General features: G+C 68.3%; 18 protein-coding genes. 7 read left to right on the forward strand and 11 right to left on the reverse strand.

What is annotated here, in order from left to right:
• The 4 genes from ACP99_RS10095 to ACP99_RS10110 form a co-directional block, all read right to left on the reverse strand.
• Window positions 1-600, reverse strand: a 600-nt coding sequence (locus ACP99_RS10095) for a flavoprotein (protein WP_331280767.1), incomplete at its 3' end; no start/stop codon positions are given.
• Window positions 601-722: 122 nt separating this feature from the next.
• A complete protein-coding gene (locus ACP99_RS10100; RefSeq protein WP_049986492.1) occupies window positions 723-956 on the reverse strand; it encodes a HalOD1 output domain-containing protein in 234 nt (77 codons plus the stop codon).
• A gap of 195 nt (window positions 957-1,151) precedes the next feature.
• Window positions 1,152-2,033 carry an NAD(P)/FAD-dependent oxidoreductase gene (locus tag ACP99_RS10105; RefSeq protein WP_081927425.1) on the reverse strand — a complete coding sequence of 294 codons (882 nt, stop codon included), beginning with the start codon at window positions 2,031-2,033 and terminating at the stop codon, window positions 1,152-1,154.
• A gap of 89 nt (window positions 2,034-2,122) precedes the next feature.
• Window positions 2,123-3,007, reverse strand: coding sequence for a DUF7551 domain-containing protein (locus ACP99_RS10110; protein ID WP_049986493.1), 885 nt, complete (start codon window positions 3,005-3,007; stop codon window positions 2,123-2,125).
• A gap of 171 nt (window positions 3,008-3,178) precedes the next feature.
• On the opposite strand from ACP99_RS10110, the gene ACP99_RS10115 reads away from it, so the two are divergent.
• From ACP99_RS10115 to ACP99_RS10125, 3 genes are all read left to right on the forward strand, one after another.
• Window positions 3,179-3,712, forward strand: a complete 534-nt coding sequence (locus ACP99_RS10115) for a type II toxin-antitoxin system RatA family toxin (protein ID WP_049986494.1) — start codon at window positions 3,179-3,181, stop codon at window positions 3,710-3,712.
• A gap of 129 nt (window positions 3,713-3,841) precedes the next feature.
• Window positions 3,842-5,179 (forward strand): Trk system potassium transporter TrkA, encoded by a 1,338-nt coding sequence (gene trkA, locus ACP99_RS10120; RefSeq protein WP_049986495.1) that lies wholly within the window; start codon window positions 3,842-3,844, stop codon window positions 5,177-5,179.
• Window positions 5,176-6,783, forward strand: coding sequence for a TrkH family potassium uptake protein (locus ACP99_RS10125; RefSeq protein WP_049986496.1), 1,608 nt, complete (start codon window positions 5,176-5,178; stop codon window positions 6,781-6,783). Before trkA ends, ACP99_RS10125 begins: the two co-directional genes overlap by 4 nt.
• Window positions 6,784-6,814: 31 nt before the next feature.
• Here the strand turns inward: ACP99_RS10125 and ACP99_RS10130 are convergent, their stop codons facing one another.
• The 4 genes from ACP99_RS10130 to gatC all read right to left on the reverse strand — a co-directional run bounded on the left by ACP99_RS10130 (window position 6,815) and on the right by gatC (window position 10,805).
• Window positions 6,815-8,470 carry a TrkH family potassium uptake protein gene (locus ACP99_RS10130; RefSeq protein WP_049986497.1) on the reverse strand — a complete coding sequence of 552 codons (1,656 nt, stop codon included), beginning with the start codon at window positions 8,468-8,470 and terminating at the stop codon, window positions 6,815-6,817.
• The gene (locus tag ACP99_RS10135) at window positions 8,470-9,150 is read right to left on the reverse strand and encodes a potassium channel family protein (RefSeq protein ID WP_049986498.1); all 681 of its coding nucleotides are present in this window, start codon (window positions 9,148-9,150) and stop codon (window positions 8,470-8,472) included. The genes ACP99_RS10130 and ACP99_RS10135 overlap by 1 nt, the downstream gene beginning before the upstream one ends.
• A gap of 63 nt (window positions 9,151-9,213) precedes the next feature.
• Window positions 9,214-10,527 (reverse strand): Asp-tRNA(Asn)/Glu-tRNA(Gln) amidotransferase subunit GatA, encoded by a 1,314-nt coding sequence (gene gatA / locus ACP99_RS10140; protein WP_049986499.1) that lies wholly within the window; start codon window positions 10,525-10,527, stop codon window positions 9,214-9,216.
• Window positions 10,527-10,805: an Asp-tRNA(Asn)/Glu-tRNA(Gln) amidotransferase subunit GatC gene (gene gatC, locus ACP99_RS10145; protein ID WP_049986500.1), complete on the reverse strand. Its 279-nt coding sequence runs from the start codon at window positions 10,803-10,805 to the stop codon at window positions 10,527-10,529. Before gatC ends, gatA begins: the two co-directional genes overlap by 1 nt.
• Before the next feature lie 359 nt (window positions 10,806-11,164).
• On the opposite strand from gatC, the gene ACP99_RS10150 reads away from it, so the two are divergent.
• The gene (locus tag ACP99_RS10150; RefSeq protein ID WP_049986501.1) at window positions 11,165-11,656 is read left to right on the forward strand and encodes an NUDIX hydrolase; all 492 of its coding nucleotides are present in this window, start codon (window positions 11,165-11,167) and stop codon (window positions 11,654-11,656) included.
• A gap of 3 nt (window positions 11,657-11,659) precedes the next feature.
• On the opposite strand, the gene ACP99_RS10155 is transcribed toward ACP99_RS10150, so the two are convergent.
• Window positions 11,660-12,802, reverse strand: coding sequence for an asparagine synthase C-terminal domain-containing protein (locus ACP99_RS10155; RefSeq protein WP_049986616.1), 1,143 nt, complete (start codon window positions 12,800-12,802; stop codon window positions 11,660-11,662).
• 30 nt (window positions 12,803-12,832) lie between these two features.
• On the reverse strand, window positions 12,833-13,516 hold the full coding sequence (locus ACP99_RS10160; protein ID WP_049986502.1) for a CehA/McbA family metallohydrolase: 684 nt from the start codon (window positions 13,514-13,516) through the stop codon (window positions 12,833-12,835).
• A gap of 137 nt (window positions 13,517-13,653) precedes the next feature.
• Here ACP99_RS10160 and purL point away from each other — a divergent pair, with 137 nt between their 5' ends.
• A complete protein-coding gene (gene purL, locus ACP99_RS10165; RefSeq protein WP_049986503.1) occupies window positions 13,654-15,783 on the forward strand; it encodes a phosphoribosylformylglycinamidine synthase subunit PurL in 2,130 nt (709 codons plus the stop codon).
• Window positions 15,784-15,792: 9 nt separating this feature from the next.
• On the opposite strand, the gene ACP99_RS19995 is transcribed toward purL, so the two are convergent.
• Window positions 15,793-16,047: a DUF7550 family protein gene (locus ACP99_RS19995; protein ID WP_156105663.1), complete on the reverse strand. Its 255-nt coding sequence runs from the start codon at window positions 16,045-16,047 to the stop codon at window positions 15,793-15,795.
• Between the two features lie 114 nt (window positions 16,048-16,161).
• On the opposite strand from ACP99_RS19995, the gene ACP99_RS10175 reads away from it, so the two are divergent.
• Both ACP99_RS10175 and hisF read left to right on the forward strand, forming a co-directional pair.
• Window positions 16,162-17,976, forward strand: coding sequence for a glycoside hydrolase family 13 protein (locus ACP99_RS10175; protein ID WP_049986504.1), 1,815 nt, complete (start codon window positions 16,162-16,164; stop codon window positions 17,974-17,976).
• Window positions 17,977-18,212: 236 nt separating this feature from the next.
• Window positions 18,213-19,025 carry an imidazole glycerol phosphate synthase subunit HisF gene (gene hisF / locus ACP99_RS10180; RefSeq protein WP_049986505.1) on the forward strand — a complete coding sequence of 271 codons (813 nt, stop codon included), beginning with the start codon at window positions 18,213-18,215 and terminating at the stop codon, window positions 19,023-19,025.
• Window positions 19,026-19,071 lie beyond the last annotated feature (46 nt).

The raw sequence follows: 19,071 nt of genomic DNA on the forward strand, positions 1-19,071 counted from the left end.
GATCCGGATCGGGTCGATCGCCTCCGCGGTCGACCCCGCGGTCACGACGACGTGTCGACCGGCGAGCGTCGGCTCGGTCGTCGCCCGCGCGACGGCCGTCACGATCGCCTCCTCGGTCGCGATCTTCGCCTTCCCCTCCTCGATGCGCGGGTCGACGAAGTCGACGCCCCAAGACTCGACGCGTTCGATCGCCTCCAGCACGCCCGGGTGATCGTACATCGGCTCGTGCATCGCGGGCGCGACGACGACCGGGAGGTCGGCTCCGAGGGCGGTCGTCGCACAGGTCGTGACGGGCGTGTCGTCGACGGCTCCGGCGATCTTCCCGACGGTGTTCGCCGTCGCAGGCGCGAGCAGCAGCACGTCCGCCCAGCCCTCCCGGCCGCAGAGTTCGACGTGCTCGACGCGCCCGGTCAGCTCCGTCACGACGTCGTTCTCGGTCGCGAACTCGACGGCCCACGGGTGGATGATCCCCTGTGCGCTCTCGGTCATCACTCCGCGGACTGCCGCACCCTGCCGCCGCAGCTCGTGGGCGAGTTCGACGACCTTCACGGCCGCGATGCTCCCCGAGACGCCGAGCGCGACGTTGACCCCGTCTAACATCGCTCGACGATTCGTCGGGACCGATGTAAAAGCCCCCGTTCCGTCCGGTGGGACGGTTCGAGGAGCGGGGGCAGTTCGACGGGCGAGGCTACGCGTCCAGAAGCGCCACCCCGTTCAGACACCTATTCGTCCAGAATCCTGACCCGTCGCTCCTCGTCGATCAGGACCGTGTGTCCCTCGTACTCGAAGCGGACTTCGAGGCCGGTCGGCGTCGGGCGGGCGAAGAGGGCCTCGATCGCGTCCGTGTCCACGACCTCGCCGAGCGGGGTCAGCTCCATCGGGGGAACGCCTTCTGCGGCCGCAACGGCCTCGACGACGACGAAAGGGATCCGTTGCGACTCGGGGTCAGAAGTCATCCGTGTTTATAAAGGGGGACGCGAGTATAAGCGTTACTCGCAAGTTCAGGCGTGAAATTCGACGACGTAACTGTTCGACGGCGGTGGGCTGCCGAAATTCACCCCTGATTACCGGGAGATCGATCGATGCAGTCTGTCGGTTCGTTCGCTCGGCGTCGGGTGTAGAACTGCGGTCGGATCTCGAAGACTGAACCGTCACGCGCTGGGCGAGGATCTACCGGACGGAGACCGCCGAATGCTACTCGTCGAGCCCCCCAGTTCGTCGTCGACAAGGCTGGGATGGGTCCGCTGGGGTTCCGGGTGCGGCTCGGCGAACGCCTCGCGCATCCGTTCGCGAGCGGCCTCGTGGCGGCGGTCGCGCTCGGCCCCGTCGATCTCCTCACAGCCCGGCGGGACCTCGCGGCCGCGGTCGGTGAAGTAGCCCTCCGGCGTCACCCAGTCGTGGTAGTAGGCGACGTCGGAGTCGTGGACGACCGTCAGGCCGACCTCCGCACCGTGGCCCGCGGCGACGACGGCCTGGTGGTACTTCTCGGCGATACGCCCGGCCGCGTAGACGCCCGCGACGTTCGTCCGCCCGACGTCGTCGACGGCGACGTACTCCTTCGAGCCCGCCTCGCGCGTCTCCACGTCGAGGCCGTCCAGATACGACGCGTCCGACCACGAGGCGGCGACGACGGCGTCGGCGACGTAGCGGTCGGCGTCGACGTCCGTCGATTCCGACTCGTCGTCACCGACACCCGCCAGCACCTCGAACCCGTCCGCGGCGGCTTCGACGGCCGTGACGCGCCCGGAGCGCCGCCGGACCCCGTTTTCTGTGGCCTGTTCGGCGAGCAGGTCGAGGAACTGCCGGGCGTTGACGCCGCCGGGGAACCCGGGGACGTTCTCAAGGTGGGCGTTCCGCGCGAGGATGCTCTCGTCGGTATCGACGACGACGGTATCCAGCCCGGCGCGGGCGGTGAACGTCGCAGCGGTCAGTCCGGCGACGCCCCCGCCGACGATCAGGACGTCCGCGGACTCGACGCCGTCGCGGGCGTCTCGGTCGGCTGTCGCACTGCCGTCGGTCTCTTTGGCGACCATACGCGCCGAGAGGCGACTGTCGCCGATGAGTCTCACGGTCTGGCCCGTCCACTACCCGCCGGTATTCGACGGGCCCCTCCGAACCGTGCTCAGTACTGCGAGGGCGTCGCGTACAACTGCCCCTCGTCGGTCGCGTCCACCGAGACGAGGCCCGCCGGGGGTTCGTCGAGTTCGAGCGTGAGTTGCCAGCGGTCCCCGTCGACCGGGGTCGCGGCCGTGAACGCGAAGTCCGTCCCCGGGAGGTACTGGCCGAGCGTCACCGATATCGGCAGCGTCGGCAGCCGCCCCGTCCGCTCGGCGAGCGCGTAGTCGCCGAACGTCACCCGCCAGCGCTCCGGCCCGGCGCCGACGGCGACGGAGTCCGCGGCGACGAACCCGACGTCCGCGAGCTCTTCGATCGCCGCGCGGAGCGCCTCGTCGGGCGAGAGCGTCGCGGTCGCGTCGGGTCCGCGGAGCGCCCGGGCGGTCGCGGTGACGACGTCCGCCCGCTCGCGCCGGTCCGCGCGGTGGGCCAGTTCGCTCGTGACGCTCCACAGGAGCGTGAGACAGAAGTCGTCGCGGTCCTCGACGACCTCCGCCAGCGTGAGGTACGTCTCCATCGCCGCCGACTCGACCTCCCGGAGCGACGCGGCGTTGAGCGCCTCGAACGTCGCCCCCGCGACGGTGTGACAGAATCGGAGGTACCGCACCCGCGGGTCGACCTCGGGGGACGACGCCGCACCGGTCGGCCCGTCCTCGAGGTCGTGAACCAGCGGTTCGTAGAACGGCACCTGGGGATCGTACTGTCGGAGCGTCGCGCGGTACTCGGTTGCGGCCTCCGCGGCCTCCGCGGCCGTGTCGCGGTCGTCGAACCGACGGCCCGAGACCGGGTAGGGCTCACAGCCCGTGCGTCCGCAGACGACCGCGTACGGCCCGCCCGGTGCCGCGAGGCAGTCGACGTGCTGGCTGATGTCCCGCAGGGTCGCCCCGACCATCGTGTGGGATATGATCGTTCTTCAACAAGTGCGTTCCGGTCGGACGCTCGGCTTGTGAGTCCGGCGCACCGTTGGGAACGACCGGCGCGGTCGCCGGTCGGAGTCGAGGCGATCGAACGGACCGACGGCGGGAGCCCACAACGCTTTGCCGATCGCACGCCAACTGCCCGCGTGGACGAACTCGTCGTCAGCACCGTCGTGTACGCACCGCCCCGGGCGGTCTACGACCTCCTGCTCGACTTCCCGCGGTACGAGTCCTACGCCGATCACCTCCGCGACGTCGTCAGGCGGCGCGGCGACGGCGGCGCGGGGACGCAGTACGCGCTGCGGTTCGCGTGGTGGAAGCTCACCTACACGGTCCAGTCGGAAGTCACCGAGGTCGACCCGCCGGAGCGCATCGAGTGGCGGGTCGTGAAGAACCTCGACGCCAGCGGTCGCTGGCGGATCGAGGGGCTCGACGAACTCCCCGCGGACGCGCCCGACTGGGCGGAGACGGCCACGCGGGTCTCCTTCGAGGTCGCCTACGATCCGCGGTCGGCGGACGAGGGCGGGATCGGCCTGCCGCGGTTCGTCTCCCTGAACTGGGTCGTCGATCGCCTCAAGCCGGCCATCGCGAGCGAGGCCCAGCGGATCGTCGAGCGCATCGTCGTCGACCTCGAAGGCGAGTCGCGGCCGGTCGATCTGACTGTCGAACGACGGTCCTGAGCGCCACATTCGGGTGTTTCAGCGATCCTCGGCGGGGTACGAGGCGTCGTGAGCGGGATAGATCGATGCCGAAAGAGAAATACGCCAGCGTCGGGCACACTCTGAGAGAATGAATCCGGGTGATTCCCCGTGCGCGTCGTGATCGTCGGTGCGGGGCAGGTCGGATCGAGCATCGCCGCGGACCTCGCGGACACTCACGAGGTGATCGTCGTCGACTGCGACCCCGAGCGCGTCGAGGAGTTGAACTACTCGCTCGACGTCCTCGGCGTGACCGGCGACGGGACCTCGGTGGGGACGCTCGAAGAGGCCGGCATCGAGGACGTGGACATGGTCATCGCCTCGACCGACAACGACGAGACCAACATCGTCGTCTGTTCGACGGCGAAGGCGGTCTCCGATGCGTTCACCATCGCGCGAGTGAAAAACACCGAGTACCTCCGGACGTGGGAGCGCTCGAAGCGCGCCTTCGGCGTCGACTTCATGGTCTGTACGAACCTGCTCGCCGCGGAGTCGATCGTCCGGATGATCGGCCTCCCGGCCGCCCGCGACGTCGACCCCTTCGCTGGCGGACAGGTGCAGATGGCCGAGTTCGAGGTCGACGCCGACAGTCCGGTGGCGGACCAGACCGTCGCGGAGGCCGACCGCTTCGACTCGCTGACGTTCGTCGCGATCCTCCGCAACGGCTGCGTCGAGATCGTCCGCGGCGACACGGTCATCAAGCCGAAGGACCGCGTCGTGGTGATCGGTTCGCCCGGGAGCGTCCAGGAGTTCGCCCGCTCTGTCGCCCCCGAGGAGTCGCCCGGGACCGCCGAGGAGGTCGTCGTCGTCGGCGGCTCCGAGATCGGCTACCACGTCGCGCGACTGCTCGAAGACCGCGGGTTCCAGCCCCGACTGATCGAGCGGGACGGAGACCGCGCGCGCGACCTGGCCGAACGGCTCCCGAAAACGGTCGTGATGGAATCGGACGCCACCGACATCGAGTTCCTCGAACGCGAGCACGTCGGCGACGCCGACGTCGTGGTGTCCGCGCTCGACTCCGACGAGAAGAACCTGCTCGTGTCGCTGCTCGCCGAGCGGATGGGCGTCGAGCGGACGATCGCGATCATCGACACCGCCGAGTACGTCGACCTCTTCGAGACCGTCGGCGTCGACGTGGGCGTGAGCCCGCGGGGCGTCGTCGCCGAGGAGATATCGCGGTTCACGCAGGAGGGCGACGCCGAGAACGTGGCGCTCATCGAATCGGACAAGGCCGAGGTCCTCGAAATCGAGGTCGACGCCGAGAGCATCCTCGCGGGACGACCGATTCAGGAGTCGACGAGCGACCTCCCGGAGAGCGTCGTCATCGGCGCGATCACGCGCGATCGGGAGTTCATCACGCCCCGCGGTGACACGGTCGTCGAGGTCGGCGACCACGTCGTCGTGTTCGCCGGAATCGACGTCGTCGACGAGGTCACTGCCCGGTTATGAGCGTCACGCTCCGCGTCGACACCCGGGCGAGTCTCAGCCTCGTCGGTTCGGTGCTGAAGTACCTCGCCGTCCCGCTGTGCATCCCGCTCGTCGTCGCACTCTACTACGGCGAGACGGTCGTCCCCTTCGTCGCGACGATGGCGCTCACGATGACCGTGGGGATCGCGCTGGAGCGACTGGACGCCGACCCCGACCTCCGAGCCCGAGAGGGCTTCCTGATGGTGGCGCTCACGTGGCTCGCCGTCGCCCTGATCGGTGCAGTTCCGTACCTGATCGAGGCGCACGGCCTGCCGCCGCTTTTCGCTGCAACCCATCCGGAATCGACACTGGCGAATCCGGCGAACGCGCTGTTCGAGGCGATGAGCGGCTTCACGACCACCGGCGCGACGGTGCTCGGCGATATCTCCTTCGAGTCGCACACCCGCTCGATAATGCTCTGGCGACAGCTCACCCAGTGGCTCGGCGGGATGGGGATCGTCGTCCTCGCGGTCGCGATCCTCCCGGAACTGTCGGTCGGCGGCGCACAGTTGATGGACGCGGAAGCGCCCGGCCCCGGAATCGAGAAACTGACGCCGCGGATCGCCGAGACCGCGCGGGCGCTGTGGGGCGCGTACCTCGGATTGACCGTCCTAGAAATCGCGCTGCTCTACGGCCTCCACGTGACCGGTGTGGACCAGTCGATGACGCTGTACAACGCCGTCGCGCACGGGCTGACGACGATGCCGACCGGTGGGTTCTCACCCGAGGCCCGGAGCATCGAGGCGTTCAGCGCGGCCGCCCAGTGGATAATCATTCCCTTTATGATCGCCGCGGGGACGAACTTCGCGCTGTTCTGGCACGTGCTGTCGGGCGAGCCGAAGCGACTCGTCCGCGACGCCGAATTCAAGTTCTACGTCGGTGCCTTGGCAGTGTTGACGGCCATCGTCACCGCAATCCTCTTCGCCGACGGACTCGTCGGGGCGGCCCCCGCGGGAGAGACCTTCGATGCCGCCTACCTGGAGAGGTTCCGGGGAGAGATCGTCGGACAGCTCGAACCCTCGCTGCGCTATGCGGCGTTCCAGGCCGTCTCGATCGTCACGACGACGGGATACGCAAATATGGACTTCAACGCGTGGGGACCGGCCGCACAGTACCTGCTGCTGTTCGCGATGTTCATCGGTGGCTCTGCGGGATCTACCGGCGGGGCGATCAAAATCATCCGGTGGTACGTGATTATCAAGTCCATCAGACGGGAGCTCTTCACCACCGCTCACCCGGAGGCCATCCGTCCGGTTCGGCTCGGTGGTCGGACGATCGACGAGCAGGCCGTCCGCGGAATTTACGCCTTTACGCTCCTGTATCTGGTGATATTCTTCGTCTCGGCCGGGCTCATCTTCCTCGACGCGACGCGGGTCGGCCTGAGCCTCACAGTCTTGGAAGTGTTGTCCGCGACGGCGGCGACGCTCGGAAACGTCGGTCCGGGATTCGGCGTGGTCGGTCCGATGGGAAGCTACCTCACGTTCTCGAATCCGAGCAAGCTCTTTATGTTCGCGCTAATGTGGATCGGTCGGTTAGAAATCTTCCCCGTGTTGGTGCTGTTGACGTCGGAGTACTGGACCAGGTGACGATCAGAGAACACATGGCGCGTACTCTCGCTCACGGATCAAGGCCGTAGAGAAGCGACCGCGCGAAGACGAGGATTGGGATGATCTCCAAGCGACCGATCCACATATTCAGAAGGAACATCGCCTCCGCAACCGGGTGCATCGTCGGTCCGGTGATCCCAGTCGAGAGCCCGACGTTCCCCTGCGCGGAGGCGACCTCGAAGAGCGCGTCGGCGTACCCGAACTCCGGAGCGGTGAGGTTCACCAAGACGAGGCTGGACGCGACCAAGATGAGTAACCACAACAGCGTGACGATGGCTGCCTCGGAGAACTCCCGCTCCATCTCCTCGCGGTTGAGCCGCCGACCGTTGAGGCGCGTCCCGACGACGGCGCTCGCCGGGAGGAAAACGCGCCGGAACTGCCAGCGAATTCCCCGTCCGATGACGTAGCCCCGAATGATTTTGATACCGCCCACTGTCGATCCCGCTGCGCCACCGAGGACCATCGCACCGGAAAGCAACACCTTCCCGCCGTCGGTCCAGCGCCCGATCGGTGCCGACTGAAATCCGGTGCAGGTGAGCGCGCTGATCCACTGGAATGCGGAGTCGCGACTCGCATCGACTGCGTGAGGATCGAACGGGGCCCCCGGACCGAGCCACGTCGAGTCGAAAGCGGCGGGAACGCGCGGAATGGAACTGACGTTCTGTACGGTCAGGACCACCGCACCGACGGCCAAGAGGATCAGCAGCCAGCGTGTCTGGAGGTCACCGCGAAGAATTCGGATATCGCGGTCCTTGAGAACTGCGTAGTGTATCGGAAACGCGATGGCACCGAGGGTCATCACGGGCAGGAGAACGAACTCGATGAGCGGTGAGTCGTACGTCGCGATGGAGTTGTCGGTGACAGAGAACCCACCGGTCGAGAGCCCCGTCATCGCGTGGTTGAGTGCCTGCCAACCTGCCTCCCAGAGCGGCAGTGCGGAACCGTACTCTGTGGTTAGAATCGCCGCGAACAACACGCAGATCGAGACGACAGTGTAGCCGAGGAAGATCTTCCAGACCTCCCGAACCGTCGAAACGATGCTCGGATGGATCCGCTCTTCGCGGGTTTCAGACCGGTAGAGGGCGTAGCTCCCGCTTCCCGGACGAGCCAAGATCGAAACCGTGAGGACGATGACGCCGACCCCGCCGACCCACTGGATGAGCGAGCGCCACCACTGAAGGCCGCGCGGTAACGACGGCTCGTGAACGGCCATCGTGAGCCCGCTCCCGGTCCACCCGCTCATACTCTCGAAGACGGCGTGCAGGGGGTTCGCGAAGTACAACAGACTCGACTGTGCGTACGACGCACCCGCGGGAACGTACGACATCGCAACCGCAGCAGGCGTCAATCGGGCGGCGAGAAAAAACGGCAGCGCACCGAAGAGCGCGACGAGCAGCCACCCGGCCGCCGCGATGATCATCCCGTGTTTCATCCGGGGTTCCGGCGCGGTCTCGAATGCGCGTCGCGCTCCGAAGCCCACCGCGGCCGTGATACCGCCCGCAAGGAAGAACGCTGCGGCTACGTGCCACTCTCGAAATACAAGCGGCACGACGACCGAAGCGGTCATCAGTGTCGCCTCCATCGCGAGCAGCGATCCGACGTCGCGAGCGATCGTCGCAAGGTCCCGCGGCCATCCCGAGACTGCGCGCGGACGTGGCCGAGGCATCAATGATCCTCGAAGTGACCGAACACGTCGGTTACGTCCGGTGTTGCCCCCATCGCAGAGTAGACTGTCAGGAGATCCCCGCCCTCGATGACGGTATCCCCGCGCGGGGTGATCGGGTCTCCCGTCCCATCGCGTTCGATCGCGACGACGAGCATATCGCTCTGGAGGTGACCCGACTCGGCAGCTTCCCGGACCGTCATCCCGGCGATGGGTGCGGCATCGTCGACGCGGATCTCGAAGACCTCCGCCTCCTCGCCGATTCGCATATAATCGACGATAGAGGGTCGCTTCACCGAGCGGTAGAGGTACTCGGCGATCAGCCGCTGTGGGTTCTCCATCGTGTTCACTCCGATCTCCCGGTAGAGGTTCATGTGGTCGGGGTTGTGAACGACGGAGACGACGTTCGGAATCTCGAGTTCCCTCGAGAGGAGACAGACCATAATGTTCGTCGCATCCTGATCGGTCGTCGAAATAAGTGCGTCCGCGCGGTCTGCTCCGGCGTCTAGCAGCGTTTCCTTTTTCGTCGCGTCGTCGTTGAGCACGAGACAATCGAACTGGGTGGCTGCGGCCTCTGCCTTCGCGGAATTGCGTTCGATGACGACAACCTCGTTACCGCCTTCGGTAGCGATCTCGGTCAGCGGCGTGCCGATGTTTCCAGCACCGACGACGATGATATACATAACGGCTCTGTGGGCGATCCGACCGCCGGTATTGAAAACGTACCGCTCCGCCGCTGACTGTGGTTACGCTTCGACGGCCGAGGCGGCGCGGACGATCGCTTCCTCGCCGAACTTCGGCCCGATCAACTGGAGTCCGACCGGGAGACCGTCGGCCTCGCCCGCGGGCACCGAGATGGCGGGGAGGTTCGCGAGGTTCACCGGCACGGTGTTCGCGTCCATCAGGTAGAGCTGGAGCGGGTCGTCGAGGCTGTCGCCGAGGGCAGGCGGGAGCACCGGCATCGTCGGCGTCGCCAACACGTCGGCCTCCTCGAAGGCGTCGTCGAAGTCGCGCTTGACCCACGCGCGGGCGTCCTGGGCCTTCTTGTAGTACTTGTCGTGATACCCCGCGGACAGCGCGAACGTGCCGAGCAGGACGCGACGCTTGACCTCCTCACCGAAGCCCTCCTCGCGGGCGCGGGCGAAGGCGTCGTTCCAGTTGCCCTCGAAGCCGCCGGACTCGCCGTACCGGACGCCGTCGAAGCGCGCGAGGTTCGAGGACGCCTCCGACATCGCGATGACGTAGTACGCCTGCACCGCGTGTTCGACCGACTCCAGCGAGACCTCGACGGTCTCCGCGCCCTGCGCGCGGAGGTCGTCGAGTGCGGCCTCGAAGCGCTCGACGACGCGCTCGTCAGCGCCGTCCAGCAGGTCGGTGACGACGCCGACCGTCGTGCCGTCGACGTCGCCGTCGGCCGCGGCGGCGTAGTTCGAGTCGGTCGCGGGGTGTGCGCCGGTTTCGCTTTCGGCGTCCTCCCCGCCGACGTCGAATCGCGTCGTCGAATCGCGCGGGTCGGGCCCCGAGATCACGTCGAGCAGCGCCGCCGCGTCCTCGACGGACCGGGCGATCGGCCCGATCTGTTCGAGGGAGTTCGCGTAGGCGACGAGGCCGTAGCGGGAGACGAGCCCGTAGGTGGGCTTGAGTCCCACGACGCCGCAGAACGCCGCGGGGTTTCTGACCGAGCCGCCGGTGTCCGAGCCGAGCGCGAGGTCCGCCTCGCCGGCGGCGACGGCCGCCGCCGAACCCCCGGAGGACCCGCCAGGGACGTGCCCCTCGTCGACGGGGTTCTTCGTCGGGCCGTAGGCCGAGGTCTCGGTGGTGCCGCCCATCCCGAACTCGTCCATGTTCGCCTTGCCGACGATGGTCGCCCCGGCGTCTTTCAGCCGCTCGACGACGGTCGCGTCGTAGGGCGGCACGTACGACTCCAGCATCGCCGAGCCGCAGGTCGTCCGGACCCCCTCGGTGCTGATGTTGTCCTTGACGGCGACGGTCGTGCCCGCGAGCGGGCCGTCGGCGTCGCCCGCGATCGTCTCCTCGGTGATGAACGCGTTCAGGCTCATCAGGACACCCGCGGTCCCTTGAAGTAGCCGTCCTCGGTCTCGGCGGCGTTTCCGAGCGCCTCCTCCTGTGAGAGGCTCTCTCGGACCTCGTCCGGTCGCATCACGTTCACCAGGTCGGCCTCGCTCTCGACTTCGGGCACCTCGTCGAGGGCCTCGAAGTACTCGAGGATCTCCGCGAACTGCGCCGCGAACGCGTCGACCTCCTCGTCGTCGAGATCGACGCGAGCCAGCTCCGCGACGTGTTCGACGTCCTCCGCGTCGACGGGCGTCTCGCTCATATCCGTGAGGAGCCGTGGCCCCGGAGTAAGGGTTTCGGTGCGCGCTGTACGTGGGCCGCGAATATGCGACGACAGCGATAGCTCTTGTGAACACCTCGGAAGCCCCCGCGGTCTCGACTCGGGGGCCTCGCTGCGCGCTTCGTCGCTCGCTTCGCTCGCTCCTGAAGTGCTTGGGTCGGCCACCTTCGTCGAGACCGCGGCCCCTTCCATTCCCGCCCGGTGGATCCTTGGCCGGCAAACGAACGTCGGATGGGGGCTCGCACGCGGCGTTCAGTTGGAGGTCGTGTCCCCCCAGTTGGCCGCTGCCGTCGCCGGAGCCGAACAGTAAGAGCCACGTGCGCGCCGACGCATCGGCGCGTATGGAGACGACACGGCACTTCACCGCGACGGTGTACATCGTCGAGAGCGGGGCCGTCGCGCTGCACCACCACGATCGGCTGGGGATCCGCGTGCCGCCGGGTGGCCACGTCGACCGCGACGAACTCCCGCACGAGGCGGGGCTTCGCGAGGTCTACGAGGAGACGGGACTCGACGCCGACCTGATCGACGGGACGCCAACCGTCGACGCGCCGGCGGGGCAGGTGCTACCGCGGCCGCGACACCAGATGCTCTACGACATCAACGTCCACGACGACGGGACGGCGGGCCACCAGCACATCGACCACGTCTACTACGCCTGCGTGTCGTCGCGAGAGATCGATCCCGCGGGGGACGACGAGGCCGACCCCGACGCGTGGGCGTGGTACGACGAGCGCGACCTCCGCGAGAGCGACGTCGACCCCGACACCGTGCAGTTCTCCGTAGAGGCGATCGAGGCGGCGAGAAACGACGCGGAAACCGCAGAGAAGTAGCGACTACGCGTCCCCGTCGTCGTCCGGCGGCCGAACGGGACCGTCGCCGACGAGGTCGCGGACGTACCGCTCGACGTGGTTCTCCATTCTGCGCTTGTATCCGGCCTGGCGAGCCAGTCGGTCCAGTTCCCGGGAGACGTACGTGCCGTACTGGACGGCCTTCTTGTCCGCGGTGCGGACCGCGTCGGGAACGATCCCGCGGGCGGCCTCACGCAGCGCCACCTTCCGCTCGTCGCCGTCGACGAGGAGGTGTCCCGGGAGCTCCAGCGCCGCCACAACGACGTCGTCGTGCAGCAACGGCGTCACCGGCTCGATGCCCGCCGCGCGAACCGCGAGGACGTCGCGCTCGGCCTGTCCGGGGATCGTCGCGAGCACTTCCCGACGCGCGCCGCGGATCGTGTCGGCGGCGACCCGCGGGTCGTCGGGAGCCTTCGCGACCTTCGCGTAGCCGCCGAACAGCTCGTCCGCGCCCTGCCCGAGCGCGAGTCGCTCGAATCCGTCGCGCGCGGCGCGCTCGGCGACGAGAAAGAGGGGCAACGCGATCGAGAGGTCCATCGGGTTCGTCCGGCCGAGCGCGTCGACGAGCGTCGGGACCGCGTCGAGGAGGTCCTCGTGAGTGAGTTCGACGACGCGGAGATCGCGGTCCATCGCCTCCGCCGCCTCCCGGGCGGCCGCGACGTCGTGGCTTCCCTCGAAGCCCGCGACGTAGCACGGCGCGTCGGGCACGCCCGCGGCGACGACCGCGCTGTCGACGCCGCCGGAGAACGCGACGGCGAGGTCGTCGGCGGAGCCACCGTCGCCGGACGTCCCGAGCCGTACCCGGTCGAGTACCGCGTCGCGAACCGCTGTCAGCGCCCGCTCGTCGTCGCTGGTCGGTGCGAACTCGGGGAGCGTCCACGTCGGCTCACCGCCCGGATCGTCACCGAGGGCGGTCACCGTCCCCGCCGGGGCGGAGACGGGATCGGCGAGGTTCCTGCGGTCGAACGCCCACGTCGACGGGTCGGCGGCGTCGACGAACAGGGGCCGGCGGCCGAGCACGTCGCGGACGAGAGCACCGTCGACGACGCCCGAAAAGCCCGCGCTGCCCGGAAGCGCCTCGCCGGTCTCGATCGCCCGTCGAACGAGCGCGGGGTCGGCACCGTGCACGACGCCGTCCGATGGATCGGCGGCGGGCATCTACACCAAGTCCGAGACGGTGCGCTTGATCCGGCGCTTGACGCCGCCGCCGAACTGTCGGAAGGAGATTCGCCACGGCGTTCGCTTCCCGACGACCGTCGTCTCGCCGGCGACGATCGCGTCGAGGATCCCCGCCGCCGAGCGGTCGTTGGTCGCGACTTCGGTGACCGCCTGTCCGACCATCTCGCCGATGTGGGCGTCGCTTCCTGCGGTCTTGGGCAGTTCGCGTGCGGTCGCGAATCGGTCGGCCTTCCGGTTCGCCCAGCCGGTGAACAGCCGGGAGTTGTACACTTCGATGGCGTCCGCGGCGGCGAGTTGATCGCGGCTGATGTGGGCGGCGACGCCGTGGCGGGAGGACTGAAACGGGTGCGGGATGACGGCGATGCCGCCCTGCTGGTGGATGCGGTCGAGCGTCTCGTCGTAGGAGAGCCCCGCCGGGATCAGCTCGTCGATGCCGAACGCGAGGACGTGGCCCGCGGCCGAGGTCACTTCCATCCCCGGAATGCCGACGAGCCCGTACTCGGGGGCCAGTTCGGCGGCTTCGAGGCTGGCGTCGATCTCGTCGTGGTCCGTCACCGCCAGCGCGTCGAGGCCGACGGCCTGCGCCTGCGCTAAGAGCAGTTCGACGGGGTCGCGGCCGTCGTACGACAGCGACGAGTGCGCGTGCAGCTCGACCGATAGCACGGTCGGAGGTAGTCGCCGGGATTAAAAAAGCGGCCCGATCCGGTCGTCGCTCGCGCGAGGGCCGCGCGACGCCTCGGGAAATGCACGTACGTGCACACAGAAAAGCATTAATTCGCCCTTCTTGAACAGGGAAGTGAATGAGCCTGCCGGACGCTGATCGCGAACTGGTGACGGCCGAACTCGGCCGCGACCCCACACCCACGGAGGCGGCGCTGTTCGAGAACCTCTGGAGCGAGCACTGCGCGTACCGCTCGTCGCGACCGCTCCTCTCCGCGTTCGACTCGGAGGGCGAGCAGGTGGTCGTCGGCCCCGGCGACGACGCCGCCGTCGTTCGACTCCCCGACAACGACGGCGACTCGGAGACGGAGACGTACGTCACGATGGGTATCGAGAGCCACAACCACCCCTCGTACGTCGATCCCTACGACGGCGCGGCGACGGGCGTCGGCGGCATCGTCCGCGACACGCTCTCGATGGGCGCATACCCGATTGCGCTGACGGACAGCCTCTACTTCGGCGGATTCGACCGGGAGCACACCAGATATCTCCTCGACGGAGTCGTCGAGGGGATCGCCGACTACGGCAACGCCATCGGCGTGCCCACCGTCGGCGGGAGCGTCGAGTTCCACGACGATTACGAAGGAAATCCGCTCGTCAACGTCGCCTGCGTCGGCCTGCTGGACGAGGAACGACTCGTGACGGCCGAGGCGCAGAAGTCCGGGAACAAACTCGTCCTCGTCGGCAACGCGACCGGCCGCGACGGCCTCGGCGGCGCGTCGTTCGCGAGCGAGGACCTCGCGGAAGACGCCGAGACGGAAGATCGCCCCGCGGTCCAGGTCGGCGACCCGTACTCGGAGAAACTGCTCATCGAGGCCAACGAGGACCTGATCGACGCCGATCTCGTACAGTCGGCCCGCGACCTCGGCGCGGCCGGCCTCGGCGGCGCGTCCTCCGAACTCGTCGCGAAGGGCGGCTTCGGCGCGCGGATCGAACTCGATCGCGTCCACCAGCGCGAGCCGAACATGAACCCCCTCGAAATCGTGCTCGCCGAGTCCCAAGAGCGGATGTGCTACGAGGTCCGGCCGGAGGACGTCGACGCCGTCGCCGCGGTGGCGGAGCGCTACGACCTCGGCTGCTCGGTGATCGGCGAGGTCGCCGAGGGCAACTACGTCTGCACGTTCGACGGGGAGACGGTCGTCGACGTGCCGCCGGAGTTCCTCGCCGACGGCGCGCCGATGAACGACCTCGACTCGACCGAGCCGACCCAGCCCGAGCGGGACCGACCCGAGATCGACCTCGACGCCGCGTTCGAGGCCGTCGTGAGCGCGCCGAACACCGCCTCGAAGCGGTGGGTCTACCGACAGTACGACCACGAGGTCGGCGCGCGGACCGCGCTGCTCCCCGGCGACGACGCCGCCGTGATGGCGATCCGCGAGGCCGGAACGGGCCTCGCGATGTCCGCGGGGGCCGTCCCCGCGTGGACCGACTGTGCGCCCTACGACGGAGCCCGCGCGGTCGCCCTCGAGAACGCGACGAACCTCGCCGCGAAGGGCGCGACGCCGCTTGCGGCGGTCGACTGCCTGAACGGCGGCAACCCCGAGAAACCCGACGTCTACGGCGGCTTCAAGGCCATCGTCGACGGCCTCGCGGACATGTGCAGCGACCTCTCGGTCCCGGTCGTCGGCGGCAACGTCTCGCTGTACAACGACTCGGTCGCCGGCCCGATCCCGCCGACGCCGACGCTCGCGATGGTCGGCGCGAAGGCCGGCTACGACGCCCCCGAAGCGGCGTTCGCGGGCGAGGGGACGGTCCTGCTCGTCGGCGAGGGAAGCGACGCGCTCGGCGGCTCCGAACTGCTCGCGCAACTCGGCGGCTCCGACCGCTTCCCGACGCTCCCGGAGAACGCCAGCGGCGTCGTCGCGACGCTCGCGGACGTCGCCGACGCCGAGTCGACGCTCGCGGTGCACGACGTGAGCAACGGCGGCCTCGCGGTCGCGCTCGCGGAGATGGTAACGCGAGAGGCGGGCGCGGACGTCGCCGTCGACGATCTCCCCTCGCTCTTCGAGGAGACGCCCGGCCGCGCCGTCGTCGAGACCACGGATCCGGAGGCCGTCGAGGCGGCCTTCGACGGGATCGCACCGGTGACGGAACTCGGCGAGGCGACCGAGGACGGAACGCTGTCGCTGGCTGTCGGCGGCGAAAAGCTCGCTGTCGACGCCGAGACGATCGCGTCGCTTCGCGACGTTCTCGCCGCCGAACTCGACTGAAACCCGATCTCAGACGAGCAGCGGGATTCCGAAGACGACGACGAGGCCGACGGCGAGAACCAACAGCCCGGTCGTCACCTGACTCATTCCGAAGTCCTGCATCGGCGAAGTGACCCGAGTGCTCACGAGGTCGCTGCCGTGTTCGTCCGAGCCGTGGTCGTCGTGGCCGTGCTCGTCGGCACCGTGTCCGTCCGCACCGTGGTCGTCGTGGCCGTGCTCGTCGGCACCGTGTCCGTCCGCACCGTGGTCGTCGTGGTCGCTCATACGCCGAGTATGGCGCACCGACTACTAAAACGCTCCCGAATCGGGCGCTCGCGACGGACGGATCGCTCCGGAACGCCTCCCGAGGCTTAATTGATCCCGGTGCGTCGCGGCGGTATGGCCGACAGTGGGACCGCAGACGGGACGGCCCCCGACCGAGGCGGTGACGACGCGGAGACGCTACCGAACGGCGAGACGCGCCGCTGGTGGAAGGAGGCCGTCGTCTACCAGATCTATCCGCGGTCGTTCAACGACTCGAACGGCGACGGCGTCGGCGACATCCCCGGCATCGTCGAGAAGGTCGACTACCTCGACGACCTGGGCGTCGACGTCGTCTGGCTCAACCCGGTGTACGAGTCGCCGAACGCCGACAACGGGTACGACGTCGCCGACTACCGCGCGATTATGGACGAGTTCGGGACGATGGCCGACTGGGAGGAACTCCTCGCGGAACTGCACGACCGGGACATCAGGCTCGTGATGGACCTCGTCGTCAACCACACCTCCGACGAGCACGAGTGGTTCCGGCGCTCGCGCCGCTCGCGCGACAGCGACTACCGGGACTGGTACTTCTGGCGCGAGGGGCGCGACGCGGCCGAAGTACCGTGGACGGCCGAGGAGGGACCAGACGGCGAGGCACCGCCGAACGACTGGCAGTCGTTCTTCGGCGGCCCCGCGTGGACCTACGACGAGACGACCGAGGAGTGGTATCTCCACCTGTTCGACGAGAAGCAACCGGACCTCGACTGGTCGAACGAGCGCGTCCGCGAGGAGGTGTTCGACACGATGGCCTGGTGGCTCGAGAAGGGGATCGACGGGTTCCGGATGGACGTCATCAACCTCGTCTCGAAACCGCCGGGGTTGCCGCCGATCGGGGCCGATTCCGAGCGCGACACCTTCGATCAGGTCAGCGAGGGGCCGCGGGTCCACGAGTACCTCCGGGAGATGCGCGAGGCCGTCCTCTCTCCGGACCTGCTGACGGTCGGGGAGATGGCCGGGAGAAGCCTCTCGCTGGAGCACGCGCGCCGGTACGTCGGGCAGGGACCGGACGGCGACGGCCTCTCGATGCTCTTTCACTTCGAACACATGCACCTCGACCGCGGAGCGGAGCCGTGGGAGCGGGAGGCGTGGGAACTCCCCGAACTGAAAGCCGTCTTCGACAAGTGGCAGGCCGGACTCGAAGGTGCGGGGTGGAACGCCCTGTACCTCTCCAACCACGACCAGCCGCGGACGGTCTCGCGCTTCGGCGACGACGGGGCGTACCGTCGCGAGTCGGCGACGCTTCTCGCGACGCTGCTGCACACGCTCCGCGGCACCCCGTACGTCTATCAGGGGCAGGAACTCGGAATGACGAACGCGCCGTTCGCGTCGCTCTCGGAGTTCCGGGACGTCGAGACGAAACACCCCGTTCGGCGGGCGATCGATCGCGGCGAGATCGACTCCTTCGAGGCGGTCGCGGACGCCGTCCGCGCGAACAGCCGTGACAACGCCCGGACGCCGATGCAGTGGTCCGACGGGTCGAACGCCGGATTCACCGACCCCGACAGCGAGCCGTGGATCGGCGTCAACCCGAACCACGGGGAGATCAACGTCGCCGCCGAGCGCGACGATCCGGAGTCGGTGTGGCACTACTACCGACGGCTGATAGCGCTGCGGGGCGAACACGACGTGATGGTCTACGGCGACTACGACCCGCTCGTACCGGATCACGAGCGGATCTGGGCGTACACGCGGACCCTCGGCGAGGAGCGGTGGCTCGTGGTGCTCAACGCCTCCGGAGAGCCGACCGACGTCGAACTTCCCGTCGGGGCCGCCGACGCGACTCCCTCGGTCGTGATCGCGAACTACGGGGATGGCGAGGATCGCGTCGGGGAAGCCGTCGATGGGGCGTTCGAGCTTCGACCGTGGGAGGCGCGCGTGTACGAACTGTAGCGCAGCAGCTCTGGGCTTGCGGCGTGGGAGCGCACCATTATGGGGCGAACAGGCGACACGGACCCTCGCGACGCGGTGTGTCGCACACCCGCTTCTCGCGTCGCGGTCGACGTCAGATCACGGGGCGACTGGCCGCGCCTCGGTATATAAACCTCCGTACGCCACCGTTCCACCGCGAGACGGAGGGGCGTAGTCGAAACCATCAAGCGGTTCATCCGCGAACGGTCAGATAGCAAATGCTCACGAAGCGGATCATCCCCTGCATCGACGTCGACCTCGACGACGACGGGAACCCCGCCGTCTACACCGGCGTCAACTTCGAGGACCTGCAGTACACCGGCGACCCGGTGGAGATGGCCAAGCGGTACAACGAGGCGGGCGCAGACGAGTTCGTCTTCCTCGACATCACCGCCTCGGCGGCCGGCCGCGAGACGATGCTCGACACCGTCTCGGCGGTCGCCGACGAGGTGTTCATCCCGCTCACCGTCGGGGGCGGTATCCGGACCAGAGACGACATCAAGGAGACGCTGCGCGCGGGCGCCGACAAGGTCTCGATCAACACCGCGGCGCTGGAGAACCCTGAGCTGATCGACGAGGGCGCGCGGGCGTTCGGCTCGCAGTGCATCGTCATCTCCGTCGACGCGAAGCGCCGCTACGACGAGCGCGGCGAGCACTACGTCGACGTCGACGGCGAGTCCTGCTGGTTCGAGTGCACGGTGAAGGGCGGCCGAGAGGGCACCGGCGTCGACGTCGTCGAGTGGGCGACGGAGGCGGAATCACGCGGCGCGGGCGAACTGTTCGTCAACTCCATCGACGCCGACGGGACGAAGGAGGGATACGACATCCCGCTGACGAAGGCCGTCTGCGACGCGGTCTCGACGCCCGTCATCGCCTCCTCGGGCTGCGGCGGGCCGGAGGACATGTACGAGGTGTTCACCGAGGCCGGGGCGGACGCCGGACTGGCGGCGTCGATCTTCCACTTCGGCGACTACAGCATCCAAGAGACGAAGGAGTATCTCGACGAGCGCGGCGTGCCCGTCCGACTGTAGGGCTCGCTACGGCCGTCTGTCGCGGGTTCGGACCGAACGCAGGTCG

The organism is Halobellus rufus, assembly GCF_000739575.1.
Taxonomy (GTDB): domain Archaea; phylum Halobacteriota; class Halobacteria; order Halobacteriales; family Haloferacaceae; genus Haloquadratum; species Haloquadratum rufum.